The sequence below is a fragment of the Candidatus Acidiferrales bacterium genome, from assembly GCA_036514995.1.
Taxonomy (GTDB): domain Bacteria; phylum Acidobacteriota; class Terriglobia; order Acidiferrales; family DATBWB01; genus DATBWB01.
On sequence record DATBWB010000165.1, the window covers coordinates 1 to 20,165 of the forward strand.

The 20,165-nt window shown below is 62.1% G+C and carries 16 protein-coding genes and 1 pseudogene; 14 read left to right on the forward strand and 3 right to left on the reverse strand.

The window, feature by feature from the left end:
* Positions 1-143: 143 nt before the first annotated feature.
* The 5 genes and pseudogenes from truA to VIH17_10945 all read left to right on the forward strand — a co-directional run bounded on the left by truA (position 144) and on the right by VIH17_10945 (position 5,433).
* Positions 144-911, forward strand: a complete 768-nt coding sequence (gene truA, locus VIH17_10925) for a tRNA pseudouridine(38-40) synthase TruA (protein ID HEY4683744.1) — start codon at positions 144-146, stop codon at positions 909-911.
* A pseudogene (locus tag VIH17_10930) lies at positions 902-2,461 on the forward strand (aldehyde dehydrogenase family protein). The gene truA and the pseudogene VIH17_10930 overlap by 10 nt, the downstream one beginning before the upstream one ends.
* A 27-nt stretch (positions 2,462-2,488) precedes the next feature.
* Complete coding sequence (locus tag VIH17_10935) at positions 2,489-2,743, forward strand: hypothetical protein (GenBank protein HEY4683745.1); 255 nt, start codon at positions 2,489-2,491, stop codon at positions 2,741-2,743.
* 85 nt (positions 2,744-2,828) lie between these two features.
* Positions 2,829-4,082, forward strand: coding sequence for a LeuA family protein (locus VIH17_10940; GenBank protein HEY4683746.1), 1,254 nt, complete (start codon positions 2,829-2,831; stop codon positions 4,080-4,082).
* A gap of 19 nt (positions 4,083-4,101) precedes the next feature.
* On the forward strand, positions 4,102-5,433 hold the full coding sequence (locus VIH17_10945) for a M20/M25/M40 family metallo-hydrolase (protein ID HEY4683747.1): 1,332 nt from the start codon (positions 4,102-4,104) through the stop codon (positions 5,431-5,433).
* A 75-nt stretch (positions 5,434-5,508) separates the two neighbouring features.
* Here VIH17_10945 and VIH17_10950 read toward each other — a convergent pair whose 3' ends face one another.
* The gene (locus VIH17_10950; protein ID HEY4683748.1) at positions 5,509-7,554 is read right to left on the reverse strand and encodes a hypothetical protein; all 2,046 of its coding nucleotides are present in this window, start codon (positions 7,552-7,554) and stop codon (positions 5,509-5,511) included.
* A 188-nt stretch (positions 7,555-7,742) separates the two neighbouring features.
* On the opposite strand from VIH17_10950, the gene VIH17_10955 reads away from it, so the two are divergent.
* The 6 genes from VIH17_10955 (at position 7,743) to dnaJ (ending at position 15,750) form a co-directional block, all read left to right on the forward strand.
* A complete protein-coding gene (locus VIH17_10955; GenBank protein HEY4683749.1) occupies positions 7,743-8,705 on the forward strand; it encodes a DMT family transporter in 963 nt (320 codons plus the stop codon).
* Positions 8,706-8,843: 138 nt separating this feature from the next.
* Positions 8,844-10,430, forward strand: coding sequence for a trypsin-like peptidase domain-containing protein (locus VIH17_10960; GenBank protein HEY4683750.1), 1,587 nt, complete (start codon positions 8,844-8,846; stop codon positions 10,428-10,430).
* Positions 10,431-11,232: 802 nt separating this feature from the next.
* On the forward strand, positions 11,233-12,744 hold the full coding sequence (locus tag VIH17_10965) for an aldehyde dehydrogenase family protein (protein ID HEY4683751.1): 1,512 nt from the start codon (positions 11,233-11,235) through the stop codon (positions 12,742-12,744).
* Positions 12,745-12,860: 116 nt separating this feature from the next.
* Positions 12,861-13,904, forward strand: coding sequence for a heat-inducible transcriptional repressor HrcA (gene hrcA / locus VIH17_10970; GenBank protein ID HEY4683752.1), 1,044 nt, complete (start codon positions 12,861-12,863; stop codon positions 13,902-13,904).
* A 14-nt stretch (positions 13,905-13,918) separates the two neighbouring features.
* A complete protein-coding gene (locus VIH17_10975; protein HEY4683753.1) occupies positions 13,919-14,584 on the forward strand; it encodes a nucleotide exchange factor GrpE in 666 nt (221 codons plus the stop codon).
* A 23-nt stretch (positions 14,585-14,607) separates the two neighbouring features.
* Positions 14,608-15,750 (forward strand): molecular chaperone DnaJ, encoded by a 1,143-nt coding sequence (gene dnaJ / locus VIH17_10980; GenBank protein ID HEY4683754.1) that lies wholly within the window; start codon positions 14,608-14,610, stop codon positions 15,748-15,750.
* 54 nt (positions 15,751-15,804) lie between these two features.
* Here dnaJ and VIH17_10985 read toward each other — a convergent pair whose 3' ends face one another.
* The gene (locus VIH17_10985) at positions 15,805-16,578 is read right to left on the reverse strand and encodes a hypothetical protein (GenBank protein HEY4683755.1); all 774 of its coding nucleotides are present in this window, start codon (positions 16,576-16,578) and stop codon (positions 15,805-15,807) included.
* 1 nt (position 16,579) lies between these two features.
* Here VIH17_10985 and VIH17_10990 point away from each other — a divergent pair, with 1 nt between their 5' ends.
* Positions 16,580-17,389: an RsmE family RNA methyltransferase gene (locus VIH17_10990; GenBank protein ID HEY4683756.1), complete on the forward strand. Its 810-nt coding sequence runs from the start codon at positions 16,580-16,582 to the stop codon at positions 17,387-17,389.
* On the opposite strand, the gene VIH17_10995 is transcribed toward VIH17_10990, so the two are convergent.
* Positions 17,371-18,084, reverse strand: coding sequence for a glycosyltransferase family 2 protein (locus VIH17_10995; GenBank protein HEY4683757.1), 714 nt, complete (start codon positions 18,082-18,084; stop codon positions 17,371-17,373). The genes VIH17_10990 and VIH17_10995 overlap by 19 nt on opposite strands.
* A gap of 135 nt (positions 18,085-18,219) precedes the next feature.
* Here VIH17_10995 and lepB point away from each other — a divergent pair, with 135 nt between their 5' ends.
* Both lepB and carA read left to right on the forward strand, forming a co-directional pair.
* Positions 18,220-18,813 (forward strand): signal peptidase I, encoded by a 594-nt coding sequence (gene lepB, locus VIH17_11000; GenBank protein HEY4683758.1) that lies wholly within the window; start codon positions 18,220-18,222, stop codon positions 18,811-18,813.
* A 57-nt stretch (positions 18,814-18,870) separates the two neighbouring features.
* Positions 18,871-20,025 carry a glutamine-hydrolyzing carbamoyl-phosphate synthase small subunit gene (gene carA, locus VIH17_11005; protein HEY4683759.1) on the forward strand — a complete coding sequence of 385 codons (1,155 nt, stop codon included), beginning with the start codon at positions 18,871-18,873 and terminating at the stop codon, positions 20,023-20,025.
* Positions 20,026-20,165: the final 140 nt, after the last annotated feature.

The following is a 20,165-nucleotide window of genomic DNA, read 5'->3' on the forward strand; positions in this document are numbered from 1 at the left end:
CTACTCTGGCCGACCCGAGTCCGCCGCGGCGGATGCTTTGTCTCCGCCGCGGACGAGGCACCAGCAGATTCCTCTCCCGCAGAGCGGGATCGGAATGACGGGGAAACCTTTTTAGCATCCTGCTAAAGGCCAGGAAGAACAGCGTGCGCAACATCAAGCTCACGATCGCTTATGACGGAAGCGAGTTTTTCGGTTGGCAGTTGCAGCCGAACCTGCCTACCGTGCAAGGATGGATCGTGGATGTCGCCCGGAAAATCACCGATGAAAAGGTCATGGTGTGGGGTTCCGGCCGGACGGATACCGGCGCGCACGCCCTGGGCCAGGTGGCCCACTTCCGGACGCGCTCCATGATCCCTCTTGAAAACTTGCAACGGGCGATGAATTCTCTCCTGCTGGACACGATTCGGATTTTGCGGGTGGAGGAGGTGCCGATGGAATTTCATGCCCGCTGGCACACCCTGGCGAAAACTTACCACTACCGCATCTTTCGCGGCCGCGTCTGTTCGCCCTTCCAGTACCGCTATGTCTATCCCTACCCGTTTCCCCTGGATGAGGAGGCGATGAAGCGGGCGGCCAAGCTTTTTGAAGGCGAGCACGACTTCGCGTCGTTCGCCTCCGCTTCCGAGGAAGAGGGTGAGGAAGGACGAAGCAAGGTCCGCCTCATCTACCGTTCGGAACTGATGCGCGATGACCTCAGCGAGGAGCTGATCTACGTCACGCGCGGCAAAGGCTACCTGCGCCACATGGTGCGCAAGATTATCGGAACGCTGCTCGAGGTGGGAAAGGGGAAATTGACGGTGGATGACATCGCGCGGATTTTCGAATCTCGCGACCGGACAAAAGCCGGGCCGACCGTCCCGGCAAGGGGACTTGTTCTGGTCGGAGTGGAGTATCCGGAACTATGCCGGTAGCAACCAAGCTCGCTTCCATCGATCCCGCAACGGGAGAGGTCATTGCCGAATTTGAGGCAGCCAAGCCGGCTGGCGTGCGGGCAGCGGTCGAGCGCGCTCGAAGGGCACAGCCGAAGTGGGGCGCGACGCCCGTCAAGCAGCGTTGCCGGGTGCTCGGTCAACTGGCGGAAATTCTTTTCCGCCGGCGCCACGAGATTGCCGAGATCATCACTCGAGAAGCGGGAAAGCCGAAAATGGAAGCGCTGATGGCGGAGGTGATGGTTGCACTCGATACGGCGGAGTACTACCGGCGGCGTGCCGCCCGTTTTTTGCGCGACGAGCGGGTACCGCACCATAACCTGGCGGTGAAGTCCAAGCGCGGCTATCTCCGGCACGAACCCTGGGGCGTGGTGGGGATCATCTCGCCGTGGAATTTTCCTTTTTCGATCCCCATGACGCAAGTCATCCCGGCGCTGGTTGCCGGCAACGCGGTGGTCGTCAAGCCTTCGGAGTTCACGCCGTGGTCGGCGATGCTTGTGGCCGAACTTTTTGCTGAGGCTGGCTTGCCGGAGAGTTTGCTTGAGATCGTGCCGGGCGATGGGATCATCGGCGCGGCGCTGGTCGAGGCGGGCCCGGACAAGATTGTTTTTACGGGGAGCGTTCGCACCGGCAGGTAAGTTCTGGAAGCGGCGTCGAAGCGGATGATCCCTTGCGTGCTGGAGCTTGGCGGCAAAGATGCCATGCTCGTGCTCGCCGACGCCGATTTGGACATCGCCTCCAGCGCCGCTGTGTGGGGCGGTTTCACCAACTGCGGCCAGGCGTGCTTATCGGTGGAGCGACTGTACGTTGAAAAACCGGTGGCGGACAGGTTCATCGCCCTTTGCGTGGCCAAGGCCAAACGCCTGCGCCTCGGCAGCGGCCTCGACCCGGATGCCGAGATGGGCCCCATGATCCGGCCGCGGCAGATCGAGATTGTCGAAGAGCAGCTCCGGGACGCGGTCAAGCGAGGAGCCAAGATCGCATGCGGCGGCAAACGCCGGCCTGACCTGGGCGGATATTTCTTTGAGCCAACCGTGGTCGTGGACGTGGATCATGGGATGAAAGTGATGCAGGAGGAAACGTTCGGGCCGGTGCTGGCCATCCAGGCGGTCGAGGATGTCGAAGAAGCAGTCGAGCGAGCGAACGACAGTTCGTTTGGATTGGCAGCAAGCGTCTGGACGCGGAACAGCCGGCGCGGGGAGGAGGTTGCCCGGCGGCTGGTGGCGGGGGCGGTGATGGTGAACGATGTGGCCAGCTACTACGGCATTTGCGAAGCTCCGCATGGCGGCCGGCGCAACTCCGGCATGGGCCGGACCCATTCGCGCCTTGGATTGCTGGAAATGGTTCAGGTAAAATACATTGACGTGGAGCGGCTGCCCGGCGTGCACAAGGCCTGGTGGTATGGTTACAGCCGGGCGCTGCTGGACGCTGCCGACGCCTTCTTGCAGATGGTTTTCGCTCGCCCCTGGGGAATGCGTGTGCGAGGGATTCGCGGTTCGCTGCGAGCCATGTTTCGCGGCGACCGGATTTGAGCGGGAGGGCTCAGGACCGAGACGACCATGGCTGACACTGTAACGCAAATGACCGCGGCTGCGCCGAAAATCAAAATCAAGCGACCGCGCCAGCGCGCCTGCGACGAAAAAAACGAGAAGGGAAAACTTTGCTGCGGCCACCTGAAGCGCTGGTATACCTATCCCGAAGCGGTCGCCAAGCTGCTGGGGAAAAACGCAGAGGTCTATCGGTGCGAATTCTGTCAAACACTTTATAAGCCTGACCCGAACGAACTGCCGAGGTCTTACGTGCACCGCTATTAGCGCCGGGTCAGGTTGCGGTGCCCCGAACCTTTGCGACTGATGCGTCCCGATCCCGAAGCCTCGGGATTCGGGTGGCAGAGGGTAAGTGGACTACGACAAACTGATCTTTGATTGGAACACCGTCGCTCAGCCAGAAATTCCGCGCGGCCGGCGGGTGATGCTGGACGATGAGACGCTCCGCGACGGCCTGCAAAACCCCTCCGTCCACGATCCTACCATCGAAGAAAAAATCGAAATCCTGCATCTGATGGAGGCGCTCGGGATTGATTCAGTGAACATCGGCCTGCCCGGGGCAGGCCCGCGGGCCAAAGCCGACGTGATCCGCCTGGCAAAGGAAATTCGCGATGCCGGGATGAAGATCCGGCCGAACTGCGCGGCGCGCACGATCGAAGCGGACATACGGCCCATTGCCGAAGCCTCCGAGCAAGCGGGCATGGCCATTGAAGCGGCCACATTTATCGGCTCGAGCCCCATCCGGCGTTACACCGAAGACTGGACGGTGGATCATCTGCTTCGGACGACCGAAAAGGCGGTCAAGTATGCGCGCTCGCTGGGGCTGCCGGTGATGTATGTCACCGAGGACACGATACGGACCGATCCGGAAACAGTGAAGTTGCTTTACCGCGCAGCGCTCGATGGCGGCGCTTCCGCCATCGTCATCTGCGACACGGTGGGCCATGCCATGCCGCAGGGCGCATACAACCTGGTCAAATTCGTCATTGAAGAAGTGGTGGGAAGGAGCGGGAAGAGCGTACGGGTAGATTGGCACGGGCACTGCGACCGCGGCCTGGCCATTGCCAACAGCCTGGCAGCCATTGCGGCAGGCGCTGACCAGGTGCATGGCGCCGCGCTTTCGCTCGGCGAGCGCGTCGGAAACGCTCCCATGGATTTGCTGCTCGTGAATCTCAAGTTGATGGGGCTGATTGACCGGGACCTTTCCCGCCTGCGCGACTATTGCCTGGCGGTTTCTCGCGCCACCCGCACCCCGATCCCGGCCAATTATCCGGTGGTGGGACGAGACGCCTTTCGTACTGCCACCGGAGTGCATGCGGCCGCGATCATCAAGGCCTTTCGCAAGAACGACACGCTGCTGGCCAACTCGGTCTATTCCGGCGTGCCCTCGCACTTCTTCGGGCTGGAGCAGGTCATCGAGATTGGGCCGATGAGCGGAAAATCGAACGTCATCTACTGGCTGGAGAAACGCGGCATACCGGCTACCGAAGAAGTGGTGGAGCGGATTTTTGCCGCTGCCAAACAATCGCCGCGCCTGCTGACGGAGGAGGAAGTCCTGATTCTGTGCGGCGAGGGGACTCGCGCCTCCGTCCGCGCGCGAGAATAGCCGCCCGGGCCTGTTCCCTATGGCACTGGGCGTCCGAGAACTCTTTTCTGCCTGCCGCGGGCGGGCAAGTGAGCGAAACCATTTGCTGACCGGGCTGACATGGTTTTGGGGCGTTTTGGGGGCGCTCCTCCTCATGCAGGCATCCGCTTCAAGCACGACTCAAACCTCCATTCGCGCGCTGCTGGAAAATCCGCGGGTGAGCCGGGGCCTGCGAGTCTTTGCTGCCGAGGGGCAGTGGATTACCGATCAGCAAATCCAGATCACGCAAATCCCTGCTCCTCCCTTTGGTGAAGCTCGACGAGCCGAGCACATGCAGCAGGTGTTTCGCGTTCTGGGCTACGAGGCGAGGCTTGATTCTGCCGGCAACGTCGTGGCAGAACGCCGCGGGGCCGACCCGCGGCGAGTGATTCTCCTCTCCGCTCACCTCGACACGGTTTTCCCCCCGGGAACGGTCGTGACGGTGCGCCGTGAAGGAACGAGACTGATGGCTCCGGGCATTGGCGACAATGGCGCGGGGCTGGCTGCCCTGATCGCCGTGGCCCGCGCCCTCGGAGCGAGCGGAATTCGCACCAGGGCCACGATTGTGTTAGCGGCCAATACGGGCGAAGAGGGAGAAGGCAACCTGCGCGGCATGCGCCAATTGATGGAAACCTACCGCGACCGGTTCGGCTATGCCATTGTCATCGACAATGCCCAGACCGACACCATCACCACCAAGGCATTGCCGAGCCGCCGGCTCGAGATAACGATCAACGGCCCCGGCGGGCATAGCTGGTCCGACTTCGGCATGCCGAACCCGATTCAGGCGCTCTCCCGCGCCGTCGTTTATTTTTCGGTGTATAGGCCTCCTACGAGCCCCCGAACCACCTATAACATCGGCGAAATCCGCGGCGGCACGTCCGTCAACTCGGTGCCTTATTCCGCTTCGATGAAAGTGGACATCCGTTCCGAGTCCGAAGCGGAGATTGACGGTGTGCTCGCGGCCTTGCGAGAAGCGGTGCGCCGGGGGATGGACGAAGAATCGGCTGCGGCGACGCGAAAGAACGTAACGCTCGAAGCCGATTTTCGCGTCATGGGCGCGCGTCCGGGCGGGGAGTTGCCGGAGAATTCGCATCTGCTCCGGATGCTGCTCGCCGTGGATCAAGCGCTTGGCAACCGCGCCCGCCAGCAACGCTCTTCGACCGACGCCAATCTGGGGCTGTCGCTGGGCATCGAATCGCTGGCGATGGGCGGCGGGGGCCGCAGCGGCCAGTCTCATTCGCCCGGCGAGTGGTACGACCCAACCGGCCGCGAGCTCGGCTTGCAGCGCATCTTTCTCACCCTTCTGGCGCTGGCCGAAATCGAAAACTGAGCTTCACTGCCGCACACAGCCACGAGAGAGAAATAAGGAACGGTTCGGCGAGCAGCGCCAAGACGCAATAGAGGCCTATCTTTTCTTTTTCGCAGAGACTCGGGGCGGGAAGTATTCCACAGAAATCAATTCGCCGTCCCATTCTGCGGGCTCGGCGATCTGGCGGTAGGCCACCAGGACGTAGCCGCCGGTGTAAGCGCAAGGGTTGAAACTTTCGGCGAAGGTGGCGGGATCGCGCGAAAAAAATTCAACTTTTGACGGGTCGCCGGCGTGCAGGCGAACAACCACGTCCTGCGATTTTACGGAGAGGGTGAATTCGCCTTTACACCCCACTGCTTCGATTGTGCCCCAGAGGGTGCTCTGCGTGGGCACTTTCGGGTCGGGTAACTGAAGTCCTTCGCGGCGACCGAGTTGAGGCAGAGGTTCGGGCGGCGGGGTGTAGGATTTTTTGGCGCCGGGCGGGAGCGGTGGAGGCGGAACGGGACCAGGCTCGTCGCTCACGGCGCCCGAGCGCATGACCAGGCGCGGCGTGGGAGGCTGAGGTTCGCGAATTTTTTCCTCCACCATGTCGAGGAAACTTTCCGCCAGCACGCGATCCCGCTCCGTATGGGAGATTTCCAGGGCATGCTGAGCAACCTCACGCGAGGCAAGCAGCTTGTCCTCAAAAAGCCGCAACTGGGCCAGGCTGATCTGGAGGGTCACGTCGGCGGGGTCGAGGGCGGCGGCGCGCTCGATGAGCGGGGCATATTCCTCCTCCGGCCTGCCCAGCAGGCGATAGACGCGAGCGAGCGAGTCATAGGCGAGCGCAAACTCCGGGTTCAACGCGATGGCGCGACCGAGACTCACTGCCGCTTTTTCCCGCAGCTCTCGCGGTGTTTCGTCAGCTTGCGGTGGACGCCGCATCAAGACGCCGGCATAGAAATAGTGTGCCCGGTAGTCTGCGGCATCGAGCCCGACGGCGGTAGCAAAGTAACGCTCGGCATCCTCCCAGTTCTGCCGGCGAAATTCGAGCAAACCCAGGCCGGCAAAGGCGGGAGCCAATTTCCCATCACGCCGAATGGCCTCGAGCAGCAGCTTTCCGGCGGCATCGCCATGGCCGATGTGGGCAAGCAAGTCGCCCCGATAGGCCAGCGTTTCGGCCGGCGAAAGCTCTCGGCTCCCCAGGATTTCTGCCGGGGGAATTGCGCTCACCGGAAGCTCGACCGATGGCAGCTTGCCTGAGAATGCATATTCCTGGAGGATGGGACCGAGGGCATCCAGGTCGAGGGAGAGGCCATGACGCCAGGCCTCCTCGGGGTCTTCGCCGCGCTCGAACAGCTTCAGGTAGTGAGGCAGGCGGGAAGCGAGTTGGCCCAGCTCGAGGTAGTGGAGAAGGATCCAGCTCTCCGCCCGAAAACGTTCCGCTTTCTTTTCCTCTTTGAAAAAGTCAGCATTCCGGCTTGCCTTGACGATTTCAGCCAACGGCAGCCAGTCATGCTCGCGGAGGGCGCGAAGCAGATGGGGCACGGGCAAGCCGAGGCGAAGTTTGCCGCCGGCAAGCTGAGCCGCGGTTACAAATTCAGCGATGGCCTCGTTGAGCCACTGTGGGGCATGGGGATAGTTAAGCGCCACGAGCAGATGGCTGTACTCGTGTACCACCGAGCGAAAAGGCTCGGCTAGATCCAGTCGAAGAGCGATGAGGTGCTTGTCCTCTTCCCGGCGAAAATAGCCGGAGCGCCGGAGGGAGGGCTCGAGTTCAGCGGGTTGGTGGTCGGCAAAGCCGCGCCCGTCGCGAAAGGCATAGATCACAAACGCCCGGCCTGGATTCACTTGAGCGTTTGGAAAAAGGTTTCGGAAGACGGCCCGCGCCAGCTCAAAGTTTTGCACTACCGGCGCGGCAGCAGCGACGGTCGAATCGCTGACCACGACAAAATTTTGGCTGCGAAGCTCCACCCAGCGCGGGGCAGCGGACTTGGGAGCTGCCGGCTTGGCTGGTTTGCTGGCCTGCGCGATGGCCCCTTTGGGGCGAGGCTCGCTCGCTTGTGGCAGGGCGGCGCATTGCGCCAGGCCGGACCAAGCGATCGCGAGCCCCGATAGAATCGGGGCGAGCACCGCCAGGGAAGTGAGGCCTTTTGCCGACATCGTTCCCTCCTCCAAAACCAACCTACACTCACGATACTCGGCCGTCAAGCAAACGGCTCCCGTCCCGTGCGAAATGGTTGGAACGGGACTCGCCCGGCCACGCCGATGTGCGGCTTGACTTGCCCGCCAGAGACACTTCGGCGTTGTTTCTCCAATTGTCTTGGGCGGGCTTGCACGCGGTCACAAGAGTGAATACACTCCCGCGCATTCCGCTCTGCGGGATGAGCATGGGCAAGCGAGCCAAAGCAGACCTTTCTCTTGTCATCATCACCTTCATCTGGGGTTCCACCTTTGTGGTGGTGAAGAATGCGCTGGCCGACGTTTCTGTGTTCGTGTTTCTGGCCAGCCGCATGGCCCTGGCAAGCCTGCTGCTCGCCCTGATTTTTCACCGCCAGCTTCGCGGGGCAAAGCGCGAGACCCTGCTGGCCGCGTCGCAAATCGGCTTCTTCCTGATCGTGGGTTACGCCTGCCAGACGACCGGGCTCCTTTACACCACCCCCTCGAAATCGGCATTCATCACCGGTCTCTCGGTGGTGTTGGTTCCGTTGTTGGTCGCCGCCTTTTATGGAAAAAAGATCAACCGTTGGACCGGGTTGGGTGTCTTTGTGGCCTTGCTGGGCCTCTATTTCCTGACCATCCCCGCCGGGCCGTTCCGCGTCAATCGCGGCGACCTCTGGACGCTTGCCGGGGCATGCGCGTTTGCCGGGCACATCGTGCTCATCGAGCGCTACAGCCCGAAGATGCCGACCGCCTGGCTCACGCTGGGGCAGATCGTGACCGGGGCGCTTTTGGCCAGCGCGTTGGTGCCGGCGACTTCGCTGTTGGGTCTGGAAGCGCCGCGCTTGCGGCCGGGCCACGATTTTTTGCTGGCCCTGGCCATTACCGGGATTCTTGGCACCGCCCTCGCCTTCTCGGTGCAGGTCTGGGCGCAGCAATTCACTTCAGCGACGCACACCGCGATTATTTTCAGCCTGGAGCCCGTCTTTGCGGGGATCACTTCTTATATTTTCTACGGGGAGCGGCTCGGAGGGCGGGCTACCATCGGGGCCACGCTCATTCTGGCCGGCATCTTGCTGGCTGAGTTGAAAGGCCCTGCGCCGGCGGCGGTGGAATCGCCAGCCCCCATCCAGCCCGAGGAACGAAACCCGTAATACAACCGCGACTGCCCGCCCAACGTCCAAGCTTCAAGAGACGTTGCTCACCCGGGCAGAAAGGCAACGTCTAGGTACCTGACGGGTGGGCGGCAGGATGATATAATTGTTGGGTTTTGGACTACCTTTGGAGGCCCGATGAACTTCCCCTGGCATGAAATTCTGACCTGGGCGCGCCGGCGCAAGGTCTTCTCGGCAGGTTTGGTGGTTGCCACACTTGCGGTGGGTATTCTGATTGGGACAGTGATTTCCCATAACGCGCGGGCAGCGCGGGAGCAGGGCGGAGTACCCGGGGCATCGCCGCTGGCGGCGCCGAGCCCCGTCCAAATGAGTTCGACCTTCGGGCAGATCGCCAAAGCGGTTGAGCCGGCGGTGGTGAATATCAACACCCGATCGCTGCCGCAGCGGCGACCAAGGCGGCGGCCGGCACCCGGTCAGGGCGGGCCTTTTGAAGATTTCTTCGATCGGTTTTTCGGCCCGTTCGACATGGAACCGAGGCCGGAGCGGAGTCTCGGCTCGGGCGTGATTGTGGACAAGAGCGGGTTGATCATCACCAACTACCACGTGATTACCCAGGGAAACAACAAGGCGGCCGACACGATTCAGGTTCGGCTCTATGAGGAAAGCAAGCTGTACGACGCCAAGGTCATCGGGTTCGATGCCGAAACCGACCTGGCCGTAATCAAGATTGATGCCGGCAAAGCCTTGCCGACAGCCCGCCTGGGAAATTCTGAGGGCGTGAACGTCGGCGATTGGGTGCTTGCCTTCGGCAGCCCTTTTGGCCTCGAGGCAACGATGACAGCCGGCATTATTAGCGCCAAGAACCGCGACAACCGGGTGGTGGCCGGCGGGGGCCAGTTGCAAAGGTTTTTGCAAACCGACGCGGCCATCAACCCCGGCAATTCCGGCGGCCCGCTGGTCAATCTGGCCGGCGAGGTGATCGGGATCAACACCGCCATCATCACGCAGACGCGCGGATTTGAGGGCGTGGGGTTTGCCTTGCCGTCGAACATAGCCATCAGCGTGTACAACCAGATCATCAAATACGGCCGGCCGGTGCGGGGTTCGATCGGGATTTCCTTCCGGGCCGCCGACTCGGAGAATCCCGCGCTCTTGCGCCAGCTTGGCGTGACCTATGGAGTGGTCATCAGTGAGGTCCGGCCCGGCAGCCCGGCCGAACGCGCCGGGTTGAAGGTTCAGGATGTGGTAACGGGATTCAACGGTCAGGCGGTGCGCACCGGCGACGAGCTGGTGAACAAGATTACCGCGACGCCCATCGGCGAGACGATTCGCTTGCGCGTTGTTCGGCAGAAGAAAGAAAGTGAAATAGGGGTGGCGGTCGAAGACCGCGCCAAGATCTTTCCCGAGGTGGCGGGTGTGCCTGGCGGGGCGCTGCCGGAACAGGGCGGGGAGGCGGCGGCGTTTGGTCTCCGGCTGGGCGAGGTCACTCCGGAGATTGCCAGCCAGCTCGGCATGCGCGAACCCCACGGAGTCGCAGTGGTGGGCGTCGAGCCAGGAAGCTTTGCTGATGAGATTGGCCTGGCGCGCGGCGATATCATCGTCGAGTTCAATCAACAGCCGATCGACAGCCAGGCGGATTTTCGCCGCATCCAGCGCTCGCTCCGGCCCGGAGACGACGCGATGTTCCGCGTCGAGCGGCGCGGGCCGGAGGGGCGAATGACGACGCTGTTTCTGGCCGGCACTTTGCCCGCCGAGGGCCAGTAGAGGGCGTGCGACGATTCCTATGAAGGCCTGCGCAAGATTGCGGCGGCTTCTGATTGCTTGTCTCTTCGCGGCGCTGGTCCTTGTCCTGCTATGCGGGATGGAACCAGGGGCATCGGCCGCGAGCCAGGTGAAAGAAACCGGCTCGGCCGGGAGCGGGACGTCCCCAGGCGTCGGGACGGCCACGGCGAAGATCAACAAACAGCGGGGCCGCAAAAGGTCATGGCGTCGAAAACGTCGCCAGGGGCAGCTACGGCCGACCCCCTCGCGCATTACCGAAATTCAAGCGGCCTTGATTCAAAAAGGCTACCTGAAAGGCGAGCCGGCCGGCGTGTGGGATGCTCAAACCACCAATGCCATGCAACGCTTTCAGCAGGTGAGCGGCCTTGAGCCGACGGGCCGGCTCGATGCACGGTCTCTGATCAAACTTGGATTGGGACCGGAGACTGCCGGTGCTGGCGCTCCCCGGCCGCCCGCCGCGCAACCCTCCCCCTCACCGCCTTCGGGTCCGAGCAACCCAAGCAGCCCGCCGCGCTAGCCATCGGGCAGAGCGGGATCGCCTGTCGCCGGAAGGCGGGGAAAGCGGGCCACCCCACCTACCTCAAGGGAGGCCAGCCTCGCCAGGTGTCACAGAATACCGGCCGGCGGCAGCCATTCCCCTGCCATCTTTTCTTCGTGGGGAGTTTGGGAAACGCGCTCCGATCCATTCGGGGCTCGCGTTGACCAAGGGTCGCTGATTTGCTAGATTCAATTTTCTGTTCATCGCTGCGTCAACGATTTACGACCCGATCCTTCAGGAGGCATCATGGCGCCGCCGAAAGTCTATAAGAACCTGATCAACGGTGAGTGGGTGGAAGCCAAATGCGGCAAGACCTTTGAGAATTTGAATCCTGCCGAGCGCACCGAACTGGTGGGTCTTTTTCAAGCCTCGGACAAGTGCGACGTGGACGATGCCGTTGCGGCCGCCAAGCAAGCCTTCGAGCGCTGGCGGCTGGTGCCGGCGCCAAAGCGAGGGGAGATTCTCTTTCGCGCCGCGCAAATGCTGGTGGAACGGAAAGAGGCCCTGGCGCGGGATATGACGCGCGAGATGGGAAAGGTCTTGCTGGAGACGCGCGGCGACGTGCAGGAAGCGATTGACATGGGGTTTTACATGGCGGGCGAAGGTCGCCGCCAGTTTGGTCAGACCGTTCCTTCCGAGCTGCCCAACAAATTTGCCATGTCGGTGCGGATGCCGATTGGCGTTTGCGCGATCATCACCCCGTGGAATTTTCCGATGGCGATCCCGTCATGGAAGATTTTCCCGGCGCTGGTTTGCGGGAACACGGTTGTGTTCAAGCCGGCCACGGACACTCCGTTGTCCGCCTCTCATTTTGTGCAGGTGCTGCACGAGGCGGGAGTGCCCCGGGGGGTGGTCAACTATGTGACCGGAAGCGGCGGTGAAGCGGGTGTGCCGCTGATGAACCATCCGGACGTGCGGTTAGTTTCCTTCACCGGCTCGACCGAGGTTGGGCGGCGCGTCTCGGAAGCTTGCGCCCCGGGGTTCAAGCACTCTTGCCTCGAGATGGGCGGAAAAAACGTCATCATGGTGATGGACGACGCCAAGCTCGACTTGGCGGTCGAGGGCGCCATCTGGGGCGGCTTTGGCACCACCGGCCAGCGCTGCACCGCCGCCAGCCGCGTGGTGGTCCATAAGAAGGTCTATGGCGAGTTTCTGGATAAGTTTGCCGGGCGCGCCAAGCGGCTGCGGGTGGGCAACGGCCTTGATCCGCAAACCGAGATGGGACCGTGCGTCAACCAGAAGCAATTGGAGACGGTCGAGGAATACGTGAAGATTGGAATCGGCGAGGGTGCCAAGCTCTACTGCGGGGGCCACCGCCTCAGCGGCGGGGGATTCGACCGCGGCTGGTTCCACGAGCCAACTATTTTTGGCGACTGCGATCCCAGGATGCGCGTGGCCCAAGAGGAAATCTTTGGGCCGGTGGTCTCCGTGATTCCCTGTGACTCGTTGGAGCACGCGGTCGAAATCGGGAATGGGGTCGCCTACGGGCTCAGCGCCTCGATCTACACCCAGGATCTCAACAAGGCATTTATCGCCATGCGGGATATGTATACCGGCATCTTCTATGTCAACCATTCCACGATTGGGGCGGAGACGCACCTGCCCTTCGGTGGCACCAAGCAGACGGGGAACGGCCATCGTGAGGCGGGGGTGGCTGCCCTGGATGTCTTTAGCGAGTGGAAAGCGATCTACATTGACTACAGTGGCCGGTTACAGAGGGCGCAGATTGACACGGGTGGATTTGGAGCCACCGGCTGAGCCTGGCCTCTTTTCCGTTACTTGACAGCCTTTTGCCGTGGCCGCTAGAATGGTGAAGGAGCGGGTACGTACAGCACGGCGAAACTCTAATCGCTTGGAAGTTATAGAGTTAGGTTATGGGTCGCACGGCACAGCACGAAGTGAGGAACCGCAAAATCCTGGCAGCCATCGTGCGCACCTATATCGAAACGGGCGAGCCGGTACCTTCGGCTACGGTGGCAGGCCAACACCGGGAGTGGAGTGCGGCCACGGTGCGGAAGGCTATGGCTGAGCTGGGAAGCGACGGATTGCTCGACCAGCCCCATACTTCTGCGGGGCGGCTCCCGACGGCTCAGGCTTACCGCTTCTACGCCGGCCGGGTTGCGTGGCAGGCCCGTCTGAGCCGAGCCGATGAAGAGCTGATTGAAAGCACATTGCGGAGCGCGACCACCACGGAGGAGATTTTGGAGCGCGGCTCGCACGTGCTTTCGCTCATGTCCCATTCCCTGGGCATCGTGGTTTCACCGCCGCTGGCGAAGGTTGTGCTGGAGTTTATCCGCTTTATCCTTTTGCCGGACGGCCGGATTCTGGTGGTGCTGGCGTCGCGGTCGAAACTGGTCGAGCACCGCGTCATAACATGCGACGTGCCCTTTACGCAGCAGGAGTTGGACGAGACGGCGAACTATCTGAATCGAAATTTTGCCGGCTGGTCGCTGGAGACAATTGGCGCTGAGATCCTGCGGCGTGTGAAAGCCGAGCGGCGGGAGTATGACCGGCTGTTGCAAAATGCGGTGCTGCTCTGCGAACGAGGAATTCTGCTGCCCGACATGCAAGGCGACCTTTATCTCGAGGGCCGGGCCAACATGGCCGACCGGATTGAGTTCCAGGATCAGGAGAAGTTGCACGAGCTGCTTGAGGCGCTCGAGCAGAAAGAGAAATTGCTGAAGCTCTTTTCCGAATACATGGGCCCGTCGGCGGCTCCCCTGCATATTGCCATCGGGCTCGAGGAAGGACCGCCGGCTATGAAACATTTTGCGCTGATCTGCGCCCCCTATCGTTGCGGGGACCGCACGCCGGGCTCGGTTGCCATCCTCGGCCCGGCCCGTTTGCCTTATGAGCGAGCCATTGGCGCGGTTTCCTATGTGGCCCGGTTCTTCACCCGAGTCCTCAGCGAGAATTGAGGCCCGCTCAAGTAATGTCAGCCAACGAAAACAACCACAAGCCAGAAGAAACCACCAACGACCAGGTTGGTTCCGAGGGCGGGACTGAAGCGAATGGTGTGGCAGCAGCTCCGGGAGCCGCCGTGGAAGCGCCGGCTGCTGCCGCCGAAAACCTGGACGACCAGTTGCGCAAGCTGAGAGTGGAAAAGGAAGAGCTCTGGAACCAGCTCGTCCGGCGCCAGGCGGATTTCGAGAATTTTCGCAAACGAGTGGAGCGCGAGGTGGCCGAAGCCAGACAACTGGCTGCCGCGGGCGTAATTGAGGCTTTGTTGCCGGTGGTGGACGCGCTGGATCGGTCTCTGGCTCTCCCGGTGGAGGGTGGCGCTGAAGAATACCGGAAGGGATTTGAGCTGATCCTCAAACAGCTTGTGGAAACCCTGGAACGCTTCGGATTAAAAGCCATCGAAGCTGCCGGCAAGCGTTTCGATCCGCGTTATCATCATGCGGTGGAGCGGATGGAGAGGGCCGACCTGCCCGATCACACGGTGGTCGCGGAGGTACAACGCGGTTATACCTTCCGCCACAAAGTGCTTCGACCCGTCCTGGTGCGCGTGGCCGTGCATCCTCAGCCGAGTTCCGAGCCCGAAGTCAGCGGGGAGCCTGAACCGGGCAAGCCAACGAGTCGCCTCGACATCAACTAGGAGACCCCCGAACGGGACAAGCAGTGCCAAACAACAAGCGCGATTATTATGAGGTGCTGGAGGCCAGCAGCCATTGCTCGGCCGAGGAGCTCAAAGCGGCCTACCGCAAGGCCGCTCTCAAGTGGCACCCCGACCGCAACCCGGACAATAAGCACGAGGCGGAAGAGAGATTCAAAGAGGCGGGCGAGGCCTATGCCATCCTCTCCGACTCCCAGAAGCGCGCCACCTACGATCGCTTTGGCCACGCCGGTGTCGGCACGGCGGGCGCGGGATGGACCCCTGATTTCTCCAGCACAGTCTTCGACGAATTCAGCGACATCTTCGGCGACCTGTTCGGCTTTGGCGATCTGTTCGGGACGGGCGGAGGGAGCCGGCGCGGGCGCGTCGAGCGCGGCGCCGATCTGCGCTTCGACCTGAGAATCAAGTTTGGGGAAGCCGCCTTCGGCCTCAAGACCAAAATCAAGATCCCTCGGCTGGAGATTTGTCGCGCCTGCCAGGGTTCGGGAGCGCAGCCGGGCACAAAGCCGGCAACTTGCTCCACCTGCCACGGTCGTGGACAGGTGCGTTATCAGCAAGGATTCTTCACGATTTCCAGAACCTGCCACACCTGTCAGGGGACCGGCAGCGTGATTCCGGAACCCTGCTCGAGCTGCCGCGGCGAGGGTCGCGCGGAGAAGGAGCGCACCCTGGAAATCCGCATTCCCCCCGGCGTGGACACCGGCACCCGGCTGCGTTATTCCGGGGAAGGGGAGGTCGGCTGGCATGGCAGCCCGCCCGGCGACCTTTACGTTGTCCTCCACGTCGAGGAGCATCCGTTTTTCGAGCGGAAGGACGCCGACCTCTATTGCACCATCCCAATCACGTTCCCTCAGGCAGCGCTTGGAACCGAGATCAAAATTCCGACACTGGACGGCGAGGAGAAGCTAAAAATTCCCGAGGGGACGCAAACCGGCTCGATCTTTCGCTTGAAGGGCCGCGGCATGCCGCAAGTGAATGGCGGCGGTCACGGCGACCTCTTTGTGCACATCCGCGTGGTGACACCTTCCAAGCTCACCCGCGAGCAAAAACGATTGCTCGAGCAGCTTGGCCAAACCATGCCGGCCGAGAGTCGTCCCGCCGAGCGGGACAGCTCTCTTTTTGAAAAAGTGAAAGATATTTTTGGATAGCCCTACCGGCAAAGCGGGTAGCCCATCCTCGCGGAGCCGGGCTGGGGTACGCCTTTAAGGTGCCACTCGGCGCCGCGGCAAGGTTTCCATCTGCACCAGTTCTGTTTCTTCAAGAGAAGCGCCGGAACCGCGCCGGATCAGCAACGGCATGCCGTCCGCATCCGTCCAGATCTCGGCGAGGTAGGGCTGGCCATCTACGGAGGTCTCAAACCGGAAATGGCGCGCGTCCACCTTCGCCCCTTTGCGGTCGAGCGGCTCGTTCCCCAGGTAGGTGTAGGTTTGCTGGGTGGCCGACGCCACCAGGGTGGGCAAAGAGATCAAGACGACATCGAACATCTTCGGCTGGCCGCGCACAAAACTTTGTTGATGGAGGGCGTGGAAGTTGAACAGCGGCGATCCGAAATCCGCCTTGTAACCTGCCGGCATCCGCACTCGACGTTCACTCCGGCTTTGAGAACTTGTCACTACCTGATGGGCCTCCTCGGCTGAGAACTGATAAGTGCCGGCCAACTTCTGGCTGCCCAGGGTAAGTTCGATGTCCAGCTCCTTCGGAGAAAAATCTGTGCCCATCGTGAAGCGAAACCCATACTTTACGGCTGGTTCCGTGATCTGCGCGTTGCCGGCAAGGATGAAACTGTCCCTGGTGAAGAAAGTTTTCCAATCTTCGAAACCAACCTGCTTTCCGCCAACGCGAAATTCGTAGCGCCCCCGGGCGAGCAGATGCGGACCTTCCACAACCAGTTGGGGATGGCCCGTGGCCGGGAACAGGAGCAGGGTGGCAAGCAATGTGAGGCGGCCAAGAGCTTGGCCGAAGCAGTTCAGTGGCATAATGGCGCCGCGCGTGGCAAGTCCCGGCCAGCCGGGACGCTGGAGCGGGACGAGCAGCCGCAGTATAGGCCTCGAGCGCCCGGGGAACAAGAATTTGCGCCGCCGATTCTTTGTCGAAGCGTTCCAAGGCGGCCGTGCAGTGCTCAAGGGGGAGCAAGCCGAGCACCTCGGCCGCGTTTTGCGCGCCCGTACGGGCCAGCTCTACGAGCTTTCCGATCAATCCAGCGTTTGGCTGGGGCGAGTGGCGGCGGTGAAGCGGGATGCGATCGAATTCGACCTTCTCGAACGCGTGCCGGTCGAGCAGCCGCGCCTCGAGATCAGTCTCCTCCTTTCTCTCATCAAGTTTCCGCGGTTTGAGTGGTGTCTCGAAAAGGCGACTGAGTTGGGGGTGACCGAGGTCATCCCGATCATCGCCGGGCGCAGCCAGAAGGGGCTGGCCGATGCCGCCAGAAAACGCCTGGGGCGGTGGCAAAAGATTTTGCTCGAGTCGGCCGAGCAGTCGCGACAGTTGCGTATTCCCCGGCTTGCGACCCCGGCGGGAGTCGAGCGCGCTTTGCGCGAAGCCTCCGCGCCGCTCAAACTCTTCCTCTCAGAATCGCCGGAGGCAAAACCGCTGAAGGAAGTGTTGGCCGGAAGAGAGGCCAGGTCGGCGGCGGTGGCGATTGGCCCCGAAGGTGGTTGGACGGACGCGGAGGTTAGCGTCGCCCGAGGGGCGGGTTTCCTGGAGGCATCGCTGGGTCCCGCCATACTTCGCACCGAGACAGCCGTGGCTGCAATCCTCGCCATTCTCGTTTACGAAAGCAGCCGGTAGCGAAGCACGGTCCAGAGGATTTTCATCCCGGCAAGAATCGAACCCTTGATGGTTCTGGAAATCTTGGAGCGGCCGACGCGGGGCCGATAGTGCACCGGCACTTCCACCACGCGCAATGGCTGCCGTGCCGCCTTCACCTGCATTTCGACCGTCCAGCCGTAGTCCCGATCGGCCATGCGCAGCCTTTCAAGCGCGTCCCGCCGGATCGCCCGAAAGGGCCCGAGATCGGTGAACCGCACGCCATAACACCAGTTGATGAACCGCGTCGCCAGCCAATTTCCGAGACGCTGCTGCCGCGTGAGCGCCCCGGGTTCGCTCCGGCCCAGCGTACGTGAACCGATGACCAACTCTGCCTCGCCGCGCAGGATCGGTTCGACGATTGCCGGCAGATCGGCTGGATCATCGCTTGCGTCTCCATCCATGAATACGACAATCTCGATCTCCGGCTGCAGCCGGGCCAGGGCGGCCAGACAGGCGCTGCCATAACCGCGGCGCGCTTCGCGCACGACCTCGGCCCCGGCGTTCCCGGCAATCCATGCGGTGCGGTCGGTGCTGCCGTTATCCGCCACCAGGATCTGAGAAAACCATTCGAGTGGCAGGCTGGCCAGAACGCCGCCGATGGCCTGCTCCTCATTCAAGGCAGGGATGATCAGAGCGAGAAGGGAATTGCCCGGTGGAGAGAGCCTGGCATCCATTGTGGTGCGATTCTCGGTTTTTTGGCAACGATCCGGCACACAGCCGCTCACGGTCGGGCGAGGCCGGGCAACGCAGAGAGGGGTTGCTCGGTCGAGAAGGCTGTGGTATAAAACCAGCGACCGAAAACTATGGGGATGGAAGAGCGCCCGAACCGAGTAGCCTCACCAGCAACGCCCCCACCCGCCCCACGGCCCTTTCTTTCTGAATTGCGTTTCTGGCTGCGCGACCTCTTTGTTGCCGCCGGTCTGGCCGCCATCATCATTGTCTTTCTCTATCAGCCGGTCAAGGTCGAAGGGACCTCGATGGTGCCCGTGCTCACCGACCAGGAGCGCATTTTCATCAACAAGTTCGTCTATCGCTTTGAGGCCATCCAGCGCGGCGACATCGTGGTTTTCTGGTATCCCATGGATCGGACGAAGTCTTTCATCAAGCGCGTGGTCGGCTTGCCGGGCGAGACGGTGGAAGTTCGCCGCGGCCACGTTTGGGTCAACGGCAAGGAATTGACCGAGCCTTATATCCGGCCCGATTTCTACGACACCACCTCCTACCCGGCGACGCGGATTCCGCCTGACCATTACTTCGTCCTCGGGGATCACCGCTCGAGCTCGAATGACAGCCGCGTCTGGGGCACGGTGGAGGCCAAGTTCATATACGGCAAAGCGGTCTTTTGTTACTGGCCATTTGACAAGTTCGGCGCGCTCCGAACCACCCCGAATGGCAGCCCATGAAGCGAGAACACACCAATCGGGATTCGAGGCTGCTTCAAAGGCCTGGCAGGACGACGATTGACGCCCCAGCTCCAACCCCGGCGGGCACGCCGCGGCGTGCTCGCGCTCGAAGACGGTCGGACGTTTAGCGGCCGGGCGGCCGGTGCCGCCGCCTCTCGTGCCGGAGAAGTTGTTTTCAATACCTCTCTTACCGGATACCAGGAAGTCTTCACCGACCCAAGCTACGCCGGTCAGATTGTTGTCCTGACCTGTCCCCATATCGGCAACGTGGGCGCGAATGCCGCCGATCAGGAATCGGGCAAGCCTTACATCGAAGCTTTGGTGGTGCGGGAATTTTCCCAACTGAGCAGCAACTGGCGCAGCCAGGAAACCGCCCAGGGCTACCTCGAGCGGCACCGGATACCCGTCATCAGCGAGATTGATACGCGCGCCCTGGTGCTGCACCTGCGCAAGCACGGCGCGATGCGAGGTGTCGTCTCCACCTTGGAGAGCGATACGGGCAGGCTTGTGGAACAAGCCCGGTCGAGTCCGAGCATGGCCGGGCTGGAACTGGCAAGCGGCGTGTCGGTGAAGGACCCTTACGCCTGGTCGGAAGGGAGCTTCCACCTGAGCACGGGGCTGCCCATGTTAACGCCCTCGAAGTTTCACGTGGTGGCGTACGATTTCGGGATCAAACAGAACATCCTTCGATTGCTCGCCGACCATGGATGCCGGGTGACGGTGGTGCCGGCAAAGACTTCGGCGGCGGATACTCTCGCGCTTGCACCCGACGGCGTCTTTCTCTCGAATGGGCCGGGCGATCCGGAACCTTGCACCTATGCCATTGAGGCCATTCGGGGCCTGCTCGGCCGCGTCCCCATCCTCGGGATTTGCCTGGGCCACCAGTTGTGCGGCCTGGCGCTCGGCGGGCGCACGTTCAAGCTGAAGTTCGGCCACCACGGCTCGAACCACCCGGTCAAGAACCTGCTCACCGGCAAGGTGGAAATCACCGCCCAGAACCACGGCTTTGCCGTGGACCCGGAGTCCCTGCCCTCAAGCGAGGTTGAGATAACCCACGTCAACCTGAACGACTCCACGAACGAGGGCATGCGCCACCGGTCGCTGCCACTCTTTAGCGTCCAGTATCACCCCGAGGCCTCGCCCGGGCCGCACGATTCGCGCTACCTGTTCGAGGATTTCGTGAAGATCATGGAGAACTTTGGGAGGCGGTAGTCAGTTGGGATGACAAACGGATCCGAAGGGGATGACTTCGAGATTTAGCCTCGTGGATTATTGAGGGCTCCAAGTGCCGCGACGGACTGACATCCACGGAATCCTGATTATCGGCTCGGGGCCGATGCTCGGCTTTGGAA

What these genes read in the sequence shown, in the direction of transcription:
- VIH17_10935 (HEY4683745.1), top strand. Translation starts at nt 2,489, where the DNA reads ATGGCTGACACTGTAACGCAAATGACCGCGGCTGCGCCGAAAATCAAA.
- VIH17_10945 (HEY4683747.1), top strand. Translation starts at nt 4,102, where the DNA reads ATGGCACTGGGCGTCCGAGAACTCTTTTCTGCCTGCCGCGGGCGGGCA.
- VIH17_10950 (HEY4683748.1), bottom strand. Translation starts at nt 7,554, where the DNA reads ATGTCGGCAAAAGGCCTCACTTCCCTGGCGGTGCTCGCCCCGATTCTA.
- VIH17_10960 (HEY4683750.1), top strand. Translation starts at nt 8,844, where the DNA reads ATGAACTTCCCCTGGCATGAAATTCTGACCTGGGCGCGCCGGCGCAAG.
- VIH17_10965 (HEY4683751.1), top strand. Translation starts at nt 11,233, where the DNA reads ATGGCGCCGCCGAAAGTCTATAAGAACCTGATCAACGGTGAGTGGGTG.
- hrcA (HEY4683752.1), top strand. Translation starts at nt 12,861, where the DNA reads ATGGGTCGCACGGCACAGCACGAAGTGAGGAACCGCAAAATCCTGGCA.
- VIH17_10975 (HEY4683753.1), top strand. Translation starts at nt 13,919, where the DNA reads ATGTCAGCCAACGAAAACAACCACAAGCCAGAAGAAACCACCAACGAC.
- VIH17_10985 (HEY4683755.1), bottom strand. Translation starts at nt 16,578, where the DNA reads ATGCCACTGAACTGCTTCGGCCAAGCTCTTGGCCGCCTCACATTGCTT.
- VIH17_10990 (HEY4683756.1), top strand. Translation starts at nt 16,580, where the DNA reads ATGGCGCCGCGCGTGGCAAGTCCCGGCCAGCCGGGACGCTGGAGCGGG.
- VIH17_10995 (HEY4683757.1), bottom strand. Translation starts at nt 18,084, where the DNA reads ATGGATGCCAGGCTCTCTCCACCGGGCAATTCCCTTCTCGCTCTGATC.
- lepB (HEY4683758.1), top strand. Translation starts at nt 18,220, where the DNA reads ATGGAAGAGCGCCCGAACCGAGTAGCCTCACCAGCAACGCCCCCACCC.